Source organism: Micromonospora sp. NPDC049049 (assembly GCF_040649115.1).
In the GTDB taxonomy this organism is placed as follows: Bacteria; Actinomycetota; Actinomycetes; order Mycobacteriales; family Micromonosporaceae; genus Micromonospora.
Window position 1 is genome coordinate 1 of record NZ_JBEZEX010000038.1, and the last position, 14,358, is coordinate 14,358.

The 14,358-nt window shown below is 72.1% G+C and carries 12 protein-coding genes; 6 read left to right on the top strand and 6 right to left on the bottom strand.

What is annotated here, in order from left to right; translation table 11 throughout:
• Positions 1 to 128 precede the first annotated feature (128 nt).
• Positions 129 to 896: an imidazole glycerol phosphate synthase subunit HisF gene (hisF, locus tag AB0B68_RS28115; RefSeq protein ID WP_357196935.1), complete on the top strand. Its 768-nt coding sequence runs from the start codon at positions 129 to 131 to the stop codon at positions 894 to 896.
• A 5-nt stretch (positions 897 to 901) separates the two neighbouring features.
• Here the strand turns inward: hisF and AB0B68_RS28120 are convergent, their stop codons facing one another.
• Entirely contained in the window at positions 902 to 1,363 is a 462-nt protein-coding gene (locus tag AB0B68_RS28120) for a hypothetical protein (protein WP_357196937.1), read from the bottom strand.
• A gap of 101 nt (positions 1,364 to 1,464) precedes the next feature.
• Complete coding sequence (locus tag AB0B68_RS28125; protein WP_357196940.1) at positions 1,465 to 2,136, bottom strand: hypothetical protein; 672 nt, start codon at positions 2,134 to 2,136, stop codon at positions 1,465 to 1,467.
• A gap of 59 nt (positions 2,137 to 2,195) precedes the next feature.
• Here AB0B68_RS28125 and AB0B68_RS28130 point away from each other — a divergent pair, with 59 nt between their 5' ends.
• A complete protein-coding gene (locus AB0B68_RS28130; RefSeq protein WP_357263855.1) occupies positions 2,196 to 3,650 on the top strand; it encodes a PLP-dependent aminotransferase family protein in 1,455 nt (484 codons plus the stop codon).
• Positions 3,651 to 3,698: 48 nt separating this feature from the next.
• Entirely contained in the window at positions 3,699 to 5,042 is a 1,344-nt protein-coding gene (locus tag AB0B68_RS28135; protein WP_357263858.1) for a low temperature requirement protein A, read from the top strand.
• 45 nt (positions 5,043 to 5,087) lie between these two features.
• On the opposite strand, the gene AB0B68_RS28140 is transcribed toward AB0B68_RS28135, so the two are convergent.
• The 3 genes from AB0B68_RS28140 to AB0B68_RS28150 form a co-directional block, all read right to left on the bottom strand.
• A complete protein-coding gene (locus AB0B68_RS28140; RefSeq protein WP_357196949.1) occupies positions 5,088 to 6,914 on the bottom strand; it encodes a long-chain fatty acid--CoA ligase in 1,827 nt (608 codons plus the stop codon).
• Between the two features lie 137 nt (positions 6,915 to 7,051).
• Positions 7,052 to 7,999 carry a terpene synthase gene (locus AB0B68_RS28145; protein WP_357196952.1) on the bottom strand — a complete coding sequence of 316 codons (948 nt, stop codon included), beginning with the start codon at positions 7,997 to 7,999 and terminating at the stop codon, positions 7,052 to 7,054.
• Positions 8,000 to 8,126: 127 nt separating this feature from the next.
• The gene (locus tag AB0B68_RS28150; RefSeq protein WP_357196955.1) at positions 8,127 to 8,756 is read right to left on the bottom strand and encodes a TIGR03085 family metal-binding protein; all 630 of its coding nucleotides are present in this window, start codon (positions 8,754 to 8,756) and stop codon (positions 8,127 to 8,129) included.
• A 172-nt stretch (positions 8,757 to 8,928) separates the two neighbouring features.
• On the opposite strand from AB0B68_RS28150, the gene AB0B68_RS28155 reads away from it, so the two are divergent.
• The 3 genes from AB0B68_RS28155 (at position 8,929) to AB0B68_RS28165 (ending at position 13,548) form a co-directional block, all read left to right on the top strand.
• The gene (locus tag AB0B68_RS28155; RefSeq protein ID WP_357263861.1) at positions 8,929 to 10,812 is read left to right on the top strand and encodes an ABC transporter ATP-binding protein; all 1,884 of its coding nucleotides are present in this window, start codon (positions 8,929 to 8,931) and stop codon (positions 10,810 to 10,812) included.
• Positions 10,813 to 10,926: 114 nt separating this feature from the next.
• Positions 10,927 to 12,714, top strand: coding sequence for an ABC transporter ATP-binding protein (locus AB0B68_RS28160; RefSeq protein WP_357263864.1), 1,788 nt, complete (start codon positions 10,927 to 10,929; stop codon positions 12,712 to 12,714).
• Positions 12,715 to 12,798: 84 nt separating this feature from the next.
• Positions 12,799 to 13,548 carry a DUF2470 domain-containing protein gene (locus AB0B68_RS28165; protein ID WP_357196964.1) on the top strand — a complete coding sequence of 250 codons (750 nt, stop codon included), beginning with the start codon at positions 12,799 to 12,801 and terminating at the stop codon, positions 13,546 to 13,548.
• 146 nt (positions 13,549 to 13,694) lie between these two features.
• Here the strand turns inward: AB0B68_RS28165 and AB0B68_RS28170 are convergent, their stop codons facing one another.
• A complete protein-coding gene (locus tag AB0B68_RS28170) occupies positions 13,695 to 14,291 on the bottom strand; it encodes a TetR family transcriptional regulator (protein WP_357196967.1) in 597 nt (198 codons plus the stop codon).
• Positions 14,292 to 14,358 lie beyond the last annotated feature (67 nt).

The window sequence follows — 14,358 nt, forward strand, 5'->3', positions numbered from 1 at the left end:
GCCGCGCGGCGCGACCCCGCCGCCGGACGACCCGGAGAGCGGGTCGTCGAAGTTCGGCGCGTACCGGACCGAGCTGGACGACCTGCGGCAGCGACCGCCGTGCCGCGTGCGGAGGATAGGCTCGCGGCATGACGGTGGCGGTACGGGTGATCCCCTGTCTCGACGTGGACGCCGGGCGGGTGGTCAAGGGGGTCAACTTCCTCGACCTGCGTGACGCCGGCGACCCGGTGGAGCTGGCCGCCGCGTACGACCGTGCCGGCGCGGACGAGTTGACCTTCCTCGACGTCACGGCGTCCTCCAGCGACCGGGGCACCATGCTCGACGTGGTGCGCCGCACCGCCGAGTCGGTGTTCATCCCGCTGACCGTCGGCGGCGGCGTCCGGCAGGTCGCCGACGTGGACACGCTGCTGCGCGCCGGTGCGGACAAGGTCGGCGTGAACACCGCCGCCATCGCCCGTCCGGAGCTGCTCGCCGAGATCGCCGACCGGTTCGGCAGGCAGGTGCTCGTGCTCTCCCTCGACGTGCGGCGGTCGCCGAACGGCGGCACGCCCAGCGGCTTCGAGGTCACCACCCACGGGGGTCGGCGTGGCACCGGCATCGACGCCGTGTGGTGGGCGCACCGGGGCGCCGAGTTGGGCGCGGGGGAGATCCTGCTCAACTCGATGGACGCCGACGGCACCAAGGCGGGCTTCGACCTGGAACTGATCGCCGCGGTGCGCGCGGTGGTGGACGTGCCGGTGGTGGCCAGCGGGGGCGCCGGTGAGGTGGCCCACTTTCCGCCGGCGATCGGCGCCGGCGCGGACGCGGTGCTCGCCGCCAGCGTCTTCCACTTCGGAGAGCTGACCGTCGCCGAGGTCAAGGACGCGCTGCGCCTCGGCGGCCACCCGGTGCGCTGAGCAGCTCAGCGCTCGCCGGAGTGCCCCTCCGGTGACCGACGCGGGGTGGGAATCGAACGGACCGCGTACTCCTGGACGGCGGCCGCGTGGTCGGCCTCGTCCAGGATCCAGTCCGCGCTGCCGGGCGCGTGCCGGCGGGTCAACACACCCTGCACGGTGTCCACTGTGGTCGCTACACCCGCACGGGGGCGGGTACGCCACAGCTGCTCACCCTCGGCGGTGATCCGGAACCAGCCGTCGGCGACGCTGACCAGCCCGGCGCCGACCAGCCGCTGGACCGCGGCCTCCACCTCGTGTCGCTGCGGAATCGCATGGTTGAGGTGGTCGGCTGTGGAGAGCACGTCGGTCAGGCGGACGCCCTCCGGCCGCCGGCTTGTCGCCGACCGACGGTGCCGTCCGGCGCCGCTCGCGATGACGAGCGACACGAAGATCCAGGCGTCGTTCCAGCGCCAACCGTTCTCCCCCATGCACAGATGATGACGGCGCGCGTCGCGGAAGGGAACACCCACCCGCGAACCGGTGCGCGGTACCACCCCCACGTACCGGTTTGCGGACGGTCGGTGAGGGTTCAGCCGGCCGGGGCGGCCGGCGCGGAGTCGCCCGGCGGGGGCGCGACAGTGACCGGTGCGGCGGCCTCCGGCACGGCGAACAGCGGGATGAAGAACTGGGCCAACGGACCGATGGCCAGTGCGTACGCGACGGTCCCCAGACCGACGGTGCCGCCGAGCAGCCAGCCCAGCGCCAGCACTGTGACCTCGATGACGGTACGCACCAGTCGGATCGACAGGCCGGGTCGGCGGGCCACGTACCCGGTCATCAGACCGTCGCGGGGGCCGGGGCCCAACCGGGCGCCGAGGTAGAGAGCGGTGGCGGCGCCGTTGGCGACGATCCCGCTGACCAGCATCGCGATCCGGACGCCGAGCGGCCCGCCCGCGGGCAGCAGGACCAGTGTGGCGTCCACGACCAGGCCGATCACCACGACGTTGCTGACCGTGCCGAGGCCGGGGCGCTGCCGCAGCGGGATCCAGAGCAGCAGGACCAGCGCACCGACGGCGATGGTGACAGTGCCGAAGGAGAGCCCGGTCCGCTTGGAGAGCCCCTGGTGGAACACGTCCCACGGGTCGAGGCCCAGGCCGGAGCGGATCATCAGGGCCATGCTGACGCCGTAGACAATGAGCCCGAGGTAGAGCTGAACCAACCGTCGAACCGGCCGGTGCCGCAGATTGCCAAGCAGTGCCATGCGTGCCACCCTAGGTGCCAATCCTCGTCGAGGAAGATGCCAATATTCGAGGAGTGGCTATGAGCGGGCAGGTTCGCGGTGTCCAATTGGCCCGTCTGCTCGGGCAGTGGCATGCCCTGCCGGGCCGCCGCCGCAGCCCCGACTACGCCGCGCTGGCCGGCTCGGTGCGCGGGCTCCTCGCCGACGGCCGGCTGCCGCTGGGCGTCCGCCTCCCGGCCGAACGGGAGCTGGCCGAGGCGCTGCGGATCAGCCGGACCACGGTGACCGCCGCCTACCGGCAGCTACGCGAGACCGGGCACCTGGCCAGCCGGCGGGGCGCCGGCAGTTGGACGATGCTGCCCGGCAACCACCGGGTGGCCAGCACCGGCCTGTGGACCCCGCTGGACGACCGGGAGATGCTCGACCTCGGCGTCGCCGCGCTGGCCGCACCGCCGCAACTGCTCTCGGCCGCGCGGGCCGCCGCCGAGGACCTGCCCCGCTACCTGAGCGGGGCCGGTTACCACCCGACCGGTGTCATCGAGCTGCGCGAGGCGGTGGCCGACGCGTACACCGCCCGGGGTCTGCCCACCTCGCCCGACCAGATCATGGTCACCAGCGGCACCCAGCACGCACTGGATCTGGTGCTGCGGCTCGCCCTGACCCCGGGCGGCACCGTGCTGGTCGAGTCCCCGACCTACCCCAACGCCCTCGCCGCTCTGGCCGGCCGTCGGGCCCGGATCAGCACCCACGGGCTGGCCGCCGACGCCGGCTGGGAGCCCGACCTGCTGCTGGGCACTCTCCGACAGACCCGGCCCAAGCTCGCCTACCTGATTCCCGAGTTCCAGAACCCGACGGGTCACCTGATGCCCGCCTCGCTGCGCGAGCGCGTGGTGGCCGCCGCGCACGCGGTCGGCACCGATCTGATCATCGACGAGTCCTTCGTGGACCTGTCGATGGACGGCACCGAGGTGCCACCCCCGGTCGCCACCTACGACCGGCACAGCCGGGTGATCAGCATCGGCGGGATGAGCAAGCCCTACTGGGGTGGCCTGCGGATCGGCTGGGTGCGCGCGTCCGCGCCGCAGGTGCAGCGGCTGGCCGCCGTGCGGGTCGGGGTCGACATGGCCAGCCCGGTGTTGGACCAGCTGGTCGCGGTGCACCTGCTCGCCCACGCCGAGGCCATCGTCGCCGACCGCCGCGTCCAGTTGGCCGTCCAGCGGGACGCCCTGCTCGGCGCGCTGGCGCACCAACTGCCGGAGTGGCGGGTCACCGTGCCGCGCGGTGGCGTGACGCTGTGGGCCGAGTTGGACGGCCCGGTATCGAGCGCGCTGGCCCGGGCCGCGGAGGAGGTCGGCGTACGGCTGGCCCCTGGCCCCCGGTTCGGGCTGGACGGCACCCTGGAGCGCTTCCTGCGGCTGCCCTTCACCCTGCCCGCCGCGGACCTCGTGGAGGCCGTCGGGCGTCTCGCGGCGATCCGCTACGACCTGGACCGGGCCGGCCGCCAGCGGTGGCGCGAGCCGTCTGTCATCGCCTGAGCCAGCGCCGAACCACCAGCGGCATCCGCTGGCGCCATTATGCCGGGAATGCGCCATCCGCCCCAGCTCGGCTGCCAGACTCCCCTGGTGGGCCAGGACAGCGGGACACGCGGGGTCCGCCGCAGTGCGCCGGGCTCGCGGGCGACCCCGCTGGAACTCTTCTACGACCTGGTCTTCGTCTTCGCGTTCCTGCACGTCACCACGGCCACCGCCGGTAATCCGACCGCCCGTGGCCTGGTCCAGTGCCTGGTGCTGCTGGCCCTGCTCTGGTGGTGCTGGTCGGCGTTCGCACTGCTGGGCAACCTGATCCGTACCGACCAGGGGATCGTCCCGGCGGTCGGCTTCGTCACCATCGCCGCCGCCTTCGTGCTGGCGCTGAGTCTGCCGAAGGCGTTCACCGACCGTCCCGGTGGGCTGTTCGGTCCGCTGGTCTTCGCGACCTGCTACTTCCTCGTCCGGGTGAGCGAGAGTGTGATCTTCCTGTGGATCGGCCGCCGGAACCGCGACGTGCGTCGACGCTGGCAGCTGCTCGCCCTGCCGGCGATCGTGGCCACGGCCCTCATCGTGGTCGCCGGGCTGCTGCCGCAGCGGCTCTTCGACGGAACAGCCGAGTCGGTGGCCCGCCTGCTGTGCTGGCTCGCGGCCCTCGGCGTGGAGTACGGGGCCGGCCTCGCGCTGCGGGGCACCGGGTGGACAGTGCTCTCCGCCGGGCACTGGGCGGAGCGGCACGGTCAGATCGTCCTGATCGCCCTCGGCGAGGCCATCATCGCACTCGGGTTCAGTCCCAGCGAAACCACTGGTCTACCGCTGACCTGGCCGGTGCTGATCGCCGCGGTGCTCGGCATCGCGGTGGCCGCCGCGATGTGGTGGGCGTACTTCGACACCCTGGCGCTCGGCATGGAACAGACCCTGCACCGCACCCGCGACCCGGACGCGCGCGCCATCCTGGCCCGGAACGCCTACAGCTACCTGCACCTGCCGGTCATCGCCGGCGTCATCCTGTTCGCGCTCGGGCTCAAGGGGCTGATCCACGAAGGCGCCGATCCCACCACACCGAGCTGGGGCGTTCCGCTGCCGAGCTTCGACCTGCTGGCGCTCTACGGTGGGGTCGCGCTCTACCTGCTCGCGCTCATCGTGCTCGGCCGGCGGATGCTCGGCGCCCCCCGCTGGCCCACGATCGGCGGGATCCTGCTGCTGATTGCGCTGGTGCCGGCTGCCGGGTCGCTACCCGAGCTGATCGCCTTGGCCATGTTGGCCCTCGCCGCGGCGGTGGCGGTGGCGGCGCAGACGGTTGTCGACTCCCGGCGCCGGGCCGGGGTCCGGCAGATGGCGTTCGAGGAGCAGCTCGCCGCGGAGGAGGAGCACACGAGGTGGCGGGGTCACCACCTGTGAGGGTCCCGTGCCGGCTTCCTCGCCGGCACGGGACCCTCGGTCGGCTCAGAGTTCGGCGAGGGTGCCGGCGTACATCTTGTCGATCTCGGTGGCGAAGTTGCTCTCCACCCCACGCCGCTTGATCTTCAACGACGGGGTGATCTCGCCGTCCTCGATCGTCAGGTCGCGCGGGAGAATGGCCACCTTCTTGATGGTCTCCCAGCGGTTGAGCTTGGAGTTGAGCTGGGCGACGTACTCCTCGACCATCGTCTGGGCCTCAGCCGACGCGACGATCTCGGTGTAGCTGCGCCCCTCCAGCGGGCCGCCGGCGACCCAGCCCCGGATGGCGTCCGGGTCCAGGGTGACGAGCATCGTGCAGAAGTTGCGGGCCTGACCCACAACGACTGCCTGCGAGGTGTACGGGCAGATGGCCTTGAACATGCCCTCGATGTGCGACGGGGCGATGTACTTGCCGCCCGAGGTCTTGACCAGGTCCTTCTTGCGGTCGGTGATGCGGAGGTAGCCCTGCTCGTCCAGGGTGCCGATGTCACCGGTACGGAAGAAGCCGTCCTCGGTGAACGAGGCGGCGGTCTCCTCCGGCAGGTTGTGGTAGCCGCGCATCACCGGCCGACCCCGCACCAGGATCTCCCCGTCGGTGTCGATCTTGCACTCCAGGTCGCCCATGGCCCGGCCCACGGTGCCGATCCGCAGCCCGGCCGGCGGGTTGACGAAGTTGCCCGCGCTGGTCTCGGTCAGGCCGTAGCCCTCGGAGATCGGCAGGTTCGCGGCGGCGAAGAAGGTGGCGATCTCCGGGCTGAGCGGCGCGGCACCGGACACCAGCACCCGCATCCGGCCGCCCAGACGGGCCTGGAGCTTGCTGAACACCAGCTTCTCGGCCAGCCCGTAGCGCACCTTCAACCCGGCCGGCACCGGCTTGCCGGCCTGCTCCAGGGCGATCTTCTCCTTGCCGACGCCGACGGCCCAGCCGAAGATCTTCGCCTTCGCGCCGCCGGCGCCCTGCGCGGTGGTCACTGCCTTGTTGTAGACCTTCTCGAACACCCGGGGAGCGCCGCACATCAGCGTCGGGCGGATGACCGAGAGAAGCTCGACCAGCTTGTCCACCCGCCCGTCGACGTAGGTGGGCAGGCCGACGTGGATGGCGCCGCAGAGCAGGGTCTTGCCGAACGAGTGGGCCAGCGGCAGCCACAGGTACTGCAGGTCGTCGTCGCGCAGCAGCCCGACCTCCGCCTGCGCCACCGCCTCCCAGCACCAGCCGCCGTGCAGCAGCTCGACGCCCTTGGGCTGGCCGGTGGTGCCGGAGGTGTAGATCAAGGTGGCCAGGTGGTCCGGGCCGATGCCGGCCACCAGCATGTCGATCAGCTCCGGCTCGGCGGCCAGCGCCTGGGTGCCGCGCTCCTCCAGGTCGGCGAGCGTCAACTGCGCGACAGCGGCGTCCGGGTCGGCGGCGCCGTCGAGAAGCACCACGTGGGTGAGCGCGGGCAGGGTCGCCCCGGCGATCTTCGCCGCCTGGGCCGGGTTCTCCGCGAACAGCACCTTCGACCCGGAGTCGGCGATGATGTACGTCGCGTCGGCCGGCTCGGTGGTCGGGTAGACGGTGGTGGTCGCGCCGCCGGCACACATGATGCCGAGGTCGGCGATCACCCACTCCAGCCGGGTGTTGGCGAGGATCGCGACCGGGTCCTCCTGGCCGACGCCCAGGCCGTGCAGGCCGGCGGCGACCGCCTTGGCGCGCTGACCGACCTGAGCCCAGGTCAGCCAGGCAGGCCCCGAGTCGTCGGGGTTCGGGGACGCGAACGCGTGCCGGTCGGGGGTGGCCGCCACACGCTTGAGGAACATGTCCGGGATGGAGCGGTACGGTACATCGAGAGCCATCGCTGTAGCCGCCTTCGGGGGTGGTGGCGTGACGGTCGTCACGTCATGATGGTTACCGAACAGTATTGCCTGTCACCGTGCATCGGCTAGCCCTGGTGATCGTCCGGCCGGCCCATCTCACCAACCGGTACGGCCGATCAGGCGTACCGGGCAGCCACCACTGACCAGTCGTAGGTGGCCCGGACCCAGTTGCGCCGAGCGGCCAGGGCGTCGCGGATCCCGTCGTCGTCGGTGGTCCGCAGCGCCTCCTCCGCGTCCAGGTACGTCGCCAAGCCCTGGTTGAACCGGTGTGCCGCACTCCGGAGCGCCGTCATCTCGTCCGCGTCGCTGCCCTGGGCGAGCACCGTGACGAGGTTGTGCGCGTCCGGGCCGGCCTGGCTCTCCTTGCCGTAGGAGAAGAGGTCGTTGCACCAGCAGACCAGGTCCACCGCCAGCAGGTCCAGGGCAACCAGCCCCGGGTTGGCGCGCTGGGTCGGCCCGGTGGGCCGCGTCGACGCCAGGTCGGTCAGGGTGAGGCAGGGATGCACGCCCCCGATGTGCCGGCGTAGCTGCACGTACTCCGCCACCTCGGGTACCCGCCCACGCTCCCGGTTGCCCGCCTCCCAGAGCAGCGCCAACAGGTACTCGCGCATCTGGCTGACGAACCGCAGCAGCAGCCCGGCGTGATCGTACAGTCGGGTCCGGCGGCAGAGGTCGTGCAGCGCGTCACCCAGTGGCCCGACGGCGGGCGGTGCGACGTACGGGTCACCACACCGGTCCAGCACGTCGAGCAGTGTGCTGATCGCCGGCCCCAGCCGGACCGGGTCGGCACCGAGGCCGTCCTCGTCGCAGGCGTCGTCCATGACGAAGAGCCAGCTGATCAGGTCAGTGAGCAGCCGCAGGCCCTCCACCGAGCCGTCCAGGCAGGCGCGGCCGGCCAGTCCGGCGGCGTCGGCCCGTTCCAGGCGGTGCGCCCGTTGGCTGGAATCGACCAGCCCGAACGTGCGCGCCCAGTCGATGCTCTCGCCCGCTACCTGGTCGGTGGCCCCGTGGCGTCCCGTGGGAAACGGGGGCTCCCGTAGCGCCGAGATCGCGAAGTCCCGCACAGTGAGCCCCCACTCCGTGCCGCCCGGCGCGGAGCGGCGCGGTGAAGCGTACGGGAGGAAGTATCTGCATGTTTCGCTGGGTGTGGGAAACTCCACACTCGCTTGGTGACCGTTTACGTACAGGCAGTCACATTCCCAGGTCGGCGGACCGCAGTCGCCGAGCCGCCTCCGCCGAGCCGTTCAGCTGGACCCGGGCCACCCGTTGTCGGCCGGAGAAGAACAGCACCAGCTCGGCCGGGGCCCCGACCAGGCGCAGTGGCTCCCCACCGCGACCGAGGGAGACCTCCCCGTGGCCGGGCGCCTGCACGTAGAGGTCCGCGGGAAAACGCCGCAGTGCCAGCCGGGCCATCGGGGCCGCGCGTTTCCAGAGAGCGCCCTGTAGGCCGGTGGACAGATCGCGCGGCTGCCACCCGGAGCCGGCCCGCCGCACGTCCTCGTGATGGATGAAGAACTCCATCGTGTTGGCCACCTCGTCGGTCAGCGGATTGCTGACCGGGCTCCACAGCGGCGGTCGGCGCACCTGTGCCACCAACTCGGGGTAGGGCCGTGCGGCGAGTCGTCGACGGACCCGCTCGGAATAGCCGCGCAGCGGCGGCAGCACGATGCCACCCGCCGCGTCCGGACGGCGCTCCCGCAGCACCAGATGCGCGGCGAGGTCGCGGGTCGCCCAGCCCTCGTTGACAGTAGGGGCGTCCGGCCCGAGGGCCAGTAGAAGATCGGCCAGCGCCTCGCGCTCGGCTCGGGCGTACCGCGGCATGGCCCGATCGTAGGCCCGGTGGACCGTCGGCGCGCGGCGGCGGACGCCGGTCGGCACCTGCGGCACGCCGCCGTCCGGTACGTGATGGTCGACATATGCAGTCAGGGTCGGCGGCACTGGCCCCAAGCGGTAAGGATGAGGGAGATAATTGCGGCTTACGGCGGGGGAGAGCGTGGCGAGCAAGACAAGTCGGGACGTTCTCAGTCGAGGGCTGGGCGTCCTGCGGCAGGCGATCCGTGAGCAGCCGCGGATCTTTTCGGTGGCGGTCGTCGGCAGCGTGCTCTTCGGCGGGATGATCATTGTCAGCGCCCGGGTCGTCGGGTCGGTCATCGGTGAGGTGGCGCTTCCGGCCATCGAACGCGGCGAGGTGGGCGCCGGCGCCCTGGCGCTGGCCGCGGCCGCGTTGTTCGGGATCAGCGTGCTGCGGGTGGCGGGCATCGTCGGCCGCCGGCTCGGCGCCGGCTACATGCAGTACCGCCTCCAGGCCTCCTACCGCCGCAGGGTGACCCGTCGGTACCTGGAGCTGCCGCTGTCCTGGCACCACCGCAACTCCACCGGCACCCTGCTGTCCAACGCCAACTCCGACGTGGAGGCGGCCTGGTACCCGATCGCGCCGCTGCCGTTCGCCGTCGGCACGTTGGTGATGCTGGTCGGCGCGATCGTGTCGCTCTTCGCCACCGACTGGGCGCTCGCCCTGGTCGGGCTCGCGGTCTTCCCCGCCCTGTTCGCGCTCAACGTCGTCTACTCCCGGCGGATGGCCCCCCGGCAGGCCCGGGCACAGCGCCTGCGCGCCGAGGTCAGTGGCATCGCCCACGAGAGCTTCGACGGTGCCCTGGTGGTCAAGACGATGGGCCGCGAGGCCCAGGAGACCGCCCGGTTCGCGGGCCGCGCCGGCGAGCTGCGTGACTCGCTGATCGCGGTCGGCCGGCTGCGCGGCATCTTCGACCCGCTGCTGGAGACGCTGCCCAGCCTCGGCACCCTGGCCGTACTGGTGGTCGGGGCGTTCCGGTTGCGCCAGGGCGCGATCAGCGTGACCGAGCTGGTCAGCGTGGCCTTCCTCTTCACCGTGCTGGCCTTCCCGGTGCGGGCCATCGGTTGGGTGCTGGCCGAGCTGCCGCGCAGCGTCGCCGGCTGGGACCGGGTGCGCCGGGTGCTCGACGCGACCGGCGAGATGCCGTACGGGCAGCGGGTGCTCGACCCGGACGGCGCCGGCCCGGCCACCCTCACCTTCACCGACGTGCACTACTCCTACCCGCCGGCCGAAGCGCACCCGCCCGGAGCGCAGGTCCTCGGCGAAGTCGGCTTCACGGTGCCGTCCGGTCGGACGGTGGCCCTGGTGGGGCCCACCGGCGCCGGCAAGTCCACCATCGCATCGCTGGCGGTGCGTCTCGTCGACCCGGACTCCGGCACCGTCAGCCTGGACGGCGTGGACGTGCGCGATCTGACCTCCGCGTCGTTGGCCGGCACTGTGGCCCTGGTCGCCCAGGTGCCCTTCATCTTCGACGACACGGTCCGCGCCAACATCGCCCTCGACCGTCCCGGTGTCGACGACGAGGTGGTCTGGGCGGCGCTGCGGCTGGCCGAGGCGGACGGTTTCGTCGCCGCGCTGCCCGACGGTCTGGACACCATGGTCGGCGAGCGGGGCACCTCGCTCTCCGGCGGTCAGCGGCAGCGGCTCACCCTGGCCCGCGCACTGGCCGGTCGACCGCGCCTGCTGGTGCTCGACGACGCGACGAGCGCTGTCGACCCGCGAGTGGAGGCGGCCATCCTGGCAGGGCTGCGGTCCTCGACCACGCAGACGGGCGTTCCCGCCGCGTCGATCCTGGTGGTGGCGTACCGCCGGGCCACCATCGCGCTCGCCGACGAGGTCATCTACGTGGAGCAGGGACGGGTGGTCGCCCGGGGCACCCACAGCGAGTTGTTGGCCACCGTGCCCGGCTACGTCGACCTGGTCACCGCCTACGAGCAGGCCGAGGTGGAGCGGGCACAGGAAAGTTCCTACGGCGACGACGTGGCGCCGCTGCCGTCGGGCCTGGAGATCGAGGTGGACCGGTGAGCGCGAGGAGTGCAGCGAAGCGGAGCCCCGTAGTCGCGAACGAAAGGCGTGCCCGGTGAGCGCGAGGAGTGCAGCGAAGCGGAGCCCCGCAGTCGCGAACGAAAGGCGTGCCCGGTGACGTCAACGGTGAACAAGGATGAGCCGGAGGCCCGGCAGGAGACGACCTGGCAGACGCTGCGTCGGGGCCTGGCGCTCTCCCCGGAGCTACGGATCGGTCTGGCCGGCACGTTGGCCCTGGCGTTGGTCTACATGGTGGGTCGGGTCGCCGTGCCGGTCGCCGTGCAGCAGGGCATCGACCGGGGCCTGGTCGGTGGTCTGAACCTGAACGTGGTGTGGACGGTGGTGGCCGTCACCGCGGCGATCCTGACGGTCACCACGATCTGCGGCTACCTGATGATGCGCCGGCTGTTCACTGTCAGCGAGACGGCGCTGGCCAACGTCCGGACGCGCGCGTTCCGCCACGTGCACGACCTGTCGATGCTGCACCAGCAGTCGGAGCGACGCGGTTCGCTGGTCTCGCGGGTCACCAGCGACGTGGACCAGATCACCCAGTTCCTCCAGTGGGGCGGGGTGATCCTGCTGGTCAACCTCGGTCAGCTGGTGGTCACCACAGCCGTCATGCTGGCGTACTCCTGGCAGTTGACACTTGTGGTGCTGGCCGCGTTCCTGCCGGCGGTGTTCGTCATCCGGCAGTTGCAACGTCGCCTCGGCGGCGCGTACGCGACGGTGCGTCAACGCACCGGGACGTTGCTCGGCGCGATCGGCGAGAGCGTGGTGGGCGCGCCGGTGATCCGGGCGTACGGGATCGCCGGGCGCACCGAGCGACGGTTGGACGAGGCGATCGACAGCCAGCGGCTGGCCCAGCAGCGGGCGATCCGGATCAGCATCGTGGGCAGCTCGGTCGGGGAGTTGGCGGCAGGGTTGGCGCTGGCCGGCGTGGTGGTGCTCGGCGTGCTGCTAGGGGTGGACGGCACGCTGTCGATCGGCCAGCTGACGGCGTTCCTCTTCCTGGTGACGCTCTTCATCCAGCCGGTGCAGATCGCCACCGAGGTGCTCAACGAGGCGCAGAACGCGATCGCCGGGTGGCGTCGGGTGCTGGACGTGCTGGACGTCGCCCCGGACGTGGCTGACCCGGGGGAGCAGGGGCGGGAGCTGCCGGGCGGGCCGCTGGACATCCGGTTCGCCGGTGTGCGGTTCGCCTATCCGGGTGGTCCGCCGGTGCTGCACGACATCGATTTGGAGATCCCGGCGAAGAGTCGGGTGGCGGTGGTCGGTGAGACCGGCAGCGGCAAGACCACGTTCGCCAAGTTGCTGACCCGGCTGATGGACCCGTCGGCCGGGGCGGTGCTGTTGTCCGGGGTGCCGCTGACCGACGTCCGGTTCGGCTCGCTGCGCTCCCGTGTGGTGATGGTGCCGCAGGACGGGTTCCTCTTCGACGCGACGGTGGGGGACAACGTTCGGTTCGCCCGTCCAGAGTTGACCGACGAGCAGTTGAGCGCCGCCTTCACCGAGCTGGGCCTGTCGGACTGGCTGGAGGGTCTGCCGGCGGGCCTGGACACCCCGGTCGGGGAGCGCGGTGAGGCGCTCAGCGTCGGGGAGCGGCAGCTTGTCGCTTTGGCCCGCGCGTACGTGGCCGACCCGGACCTGCTGGTGCTCGACGAGGCGACCAGCGCGGTGGACCCGGCGACCGAGGTGCGGCTGCAACGGACGCTGGACGCGGTGACCCGGGGTCGGACCACTCTGGCCATCGCGCACCGGCTCTCCACGGCGCAGTCTGCCGACGAGGTGATCGTGGTGGACCGGGGTCGGGTGGTGCAGCGCGGCCCGCACGACGAGCTGGTTCGTGACGCCGACTCGGTGTACGGCCTGCTCTACGCCTCCTGGCTGGAGCAGACCCGGTGAGGTGCGGCGGTGTGGTGGACGCAGGCGGGCGGGTGCTCTAGGCTCCGGCTTAGGTAAGCCTAACCTTCGAAGGAGGTCGCGCCCATGCGGCCCAACTCCGCCGAGATCGTTCGTACCCTCGTCGCCGGCCGCCTGCCCGGCCTCGTGCACCTGGCCCACCGGCCGGGCCCGCACCACGCCCGGCACGTCACCGACTCGGACGGGCGGGTGCTGCTGCTGGTGCCGGTGGCCAGCCACCTGGCCGCCGCCCTGCAACCGGCCGCCGGGGGCAGCGACGTCGCTGTCGTGCTCGACGTGCTCGACCTGCCGCCCGCCGCCGGTGCGCCCGGCCTGGGTCGCGCCTGGGTGTCCGGCTGGGCGGCCGAGCTGCGCGGTGACGAGGCCCGCCACGCGGCGGTCGAGTTCGCCGCGGTCGAGCCGACCGGCGACCTGCTCGACCTGGGCACCCGGTTCCGGCTGTTCCGCTTCGAGGTGGTCGAGGTTCGCTGGGAGCGGGCCGGCGTCGTGCACCGGATCGACCCGGTGGAGTACGCCGAGGCCGAGCCGGACCCGGTGCACCCGGTCGAGGCCCGGCTGCTCGCCGACCTCGCCGAGTGCCACGGCGCCCAGGTGACGGAGTACCTGCGCCAGCAGCTCGGGTTGACCGAGCAGACCCCGGACGGGCCGCCCCGGGTGGTGCGCATCGACCGCTACGGGCTGGTGGTGGCCCTCGGCCGACCCGGCGCCCGGCGTCGGGTCCGGCTGGCCTTCCCGGGCCCGGTGACCGACCCAGCCGACCTGCCGCAGCTGCTCCCACCGCTACAACCAACCGTCAACGCCCGCCCCCCGCACTAACCGCCCCGCCCTCCGCACCCGCGCCCCACCCCAGGCTCGCGCCGATCTTGCAGTTTGGGTTGTCGTTACGCGTGGTGTGTCCCTTTGGTCGGGACAGAAAGTGCAAGATCGCGGGGGTGTTCGAGGTTGAGCGGGGCGTTGTCGGGTCAGGTTGGCAGCGGGCCGGTGAGGTAGCGCTGGATCGTGGGGCCGATCGCGGCCACCAGGGTTTCCGGGTCCGCCGAGGCGACCGGCTCAAGGCGCACCACGTGCCGCATCATGGCCAGGCCGATCATCTGGGTGGCCACCAGGGAGCCCCGCAGCGGTAGCTCGACCGGGTCGACGTCGAGATTCTCCAACACCCGACGCAGCACCTGGGTGGTGACGAATTCGCGCAGCAGTCGAGCAGTCCACTCGTTGCTCACCGCGGAGCGCAGCAACGCCTGTGCGGCGCTGCCGGCCGGGGAGTCCCAGACGCCGAGGAAGATGCGCACCATCCGCTCACCGACGGCGTCCCGGTCGCCGGCGAGCACCCTCGGCACCAGCTGACCGGGGTCGACCGGAAAGTTCATCGCGGCAAGGAAGAGCTGGTCCTTGCTGCCGAAGTAGTGGTGCACGAGCGCCGGGTCGACCTGCGCCGTGCCGGCGATGCCCCGGATCGAGGCGGCGTCGTAACCACGTTCGGCGAACGCCGTCCGCGCCGCGTCGAGAATCGCCTCCCGGGTGCCCGGGTTGCCGGGTCGCCGGCCGGTCCGCCGCGTCATCGCCGCCCTTCGTTCGTCCGCCTCGGCCCGTCGTGCCGGCCCGGCCACGCCGGGGTCGGCTGCCGCG

What these genes read in the sequence shown, in the direction of transcription:
- hisF (WP_357196935.1), top strand. Translation starts at nt 129, where the DNA reads ATGACGGTGGCGGTACGGGTGATCCCCTGTCTCGACGTGGACGCCGGG.
- AB0B68_RS28120 (WP_357196937.1), bottom strand. Translation starts at nt 1,363, where the DNA reads ATGGGGGAGAACGGTTGGCGCTGGAACGACGCCTGGATCTTCGTGTCG.
- AB0B68_RS28125 (WP_357196940.1), bottom strand. Translation starts at nt 2,136, where the DNA reads ATGGCACTGCTTGGCAATCTGCGGCACCGGCCGGTTCGACGGTTGGTT.
- AB0B68_RS28130 (WP_357263855.1), top strand. Translation starts at nt 2,196, where the DNA reads ATGAGCGGGCAGGTTCGCGGTGTCCAATTGGCCCGTCTGCTCGGGCAG.
- AB0B68_RS28135 (WP_357263858.1), top strand. Translation starts at nt 3,699, where the DNA reads ATGCGCCATCCGCCCCAGCTCGGCTGCCAGACTCCCCTGGTGGGCCAG.
- AB0B68_RS28140 (WP_357196949.1), bottom strand. Translation starts at nt 6,914, where the DNA reads ATGGCTCTCGATGTACCGTACCGCTCCATCCCGGACATGTTCCTCAAG.
- AB0B68_RS28150 (WP_357196955.1), bottom strand. Translation starts at nt 8,756, where the DNA reads ATGCCGCGGTACGCCCGAGCCGAGCGCGAGGCGCTGGCCGATCTTCTA.
- AB0B68_RS28165 (WP_357196964.1), top strand. Translation starts at nt 12,799, where the DNA reads ATGCGGCCCAACTCCGCCGAGATCGTTCGTACCCTCGTCGCCGGCCGC.
- AB0B68_RS28170 (WP_357196967.1), bottom strand. Translation starts at nt 14,291, where the DNA reads ATGACGCGGCGGACCGGCCGGCGACCCGGCAACCCGGGCACCCGGGAG.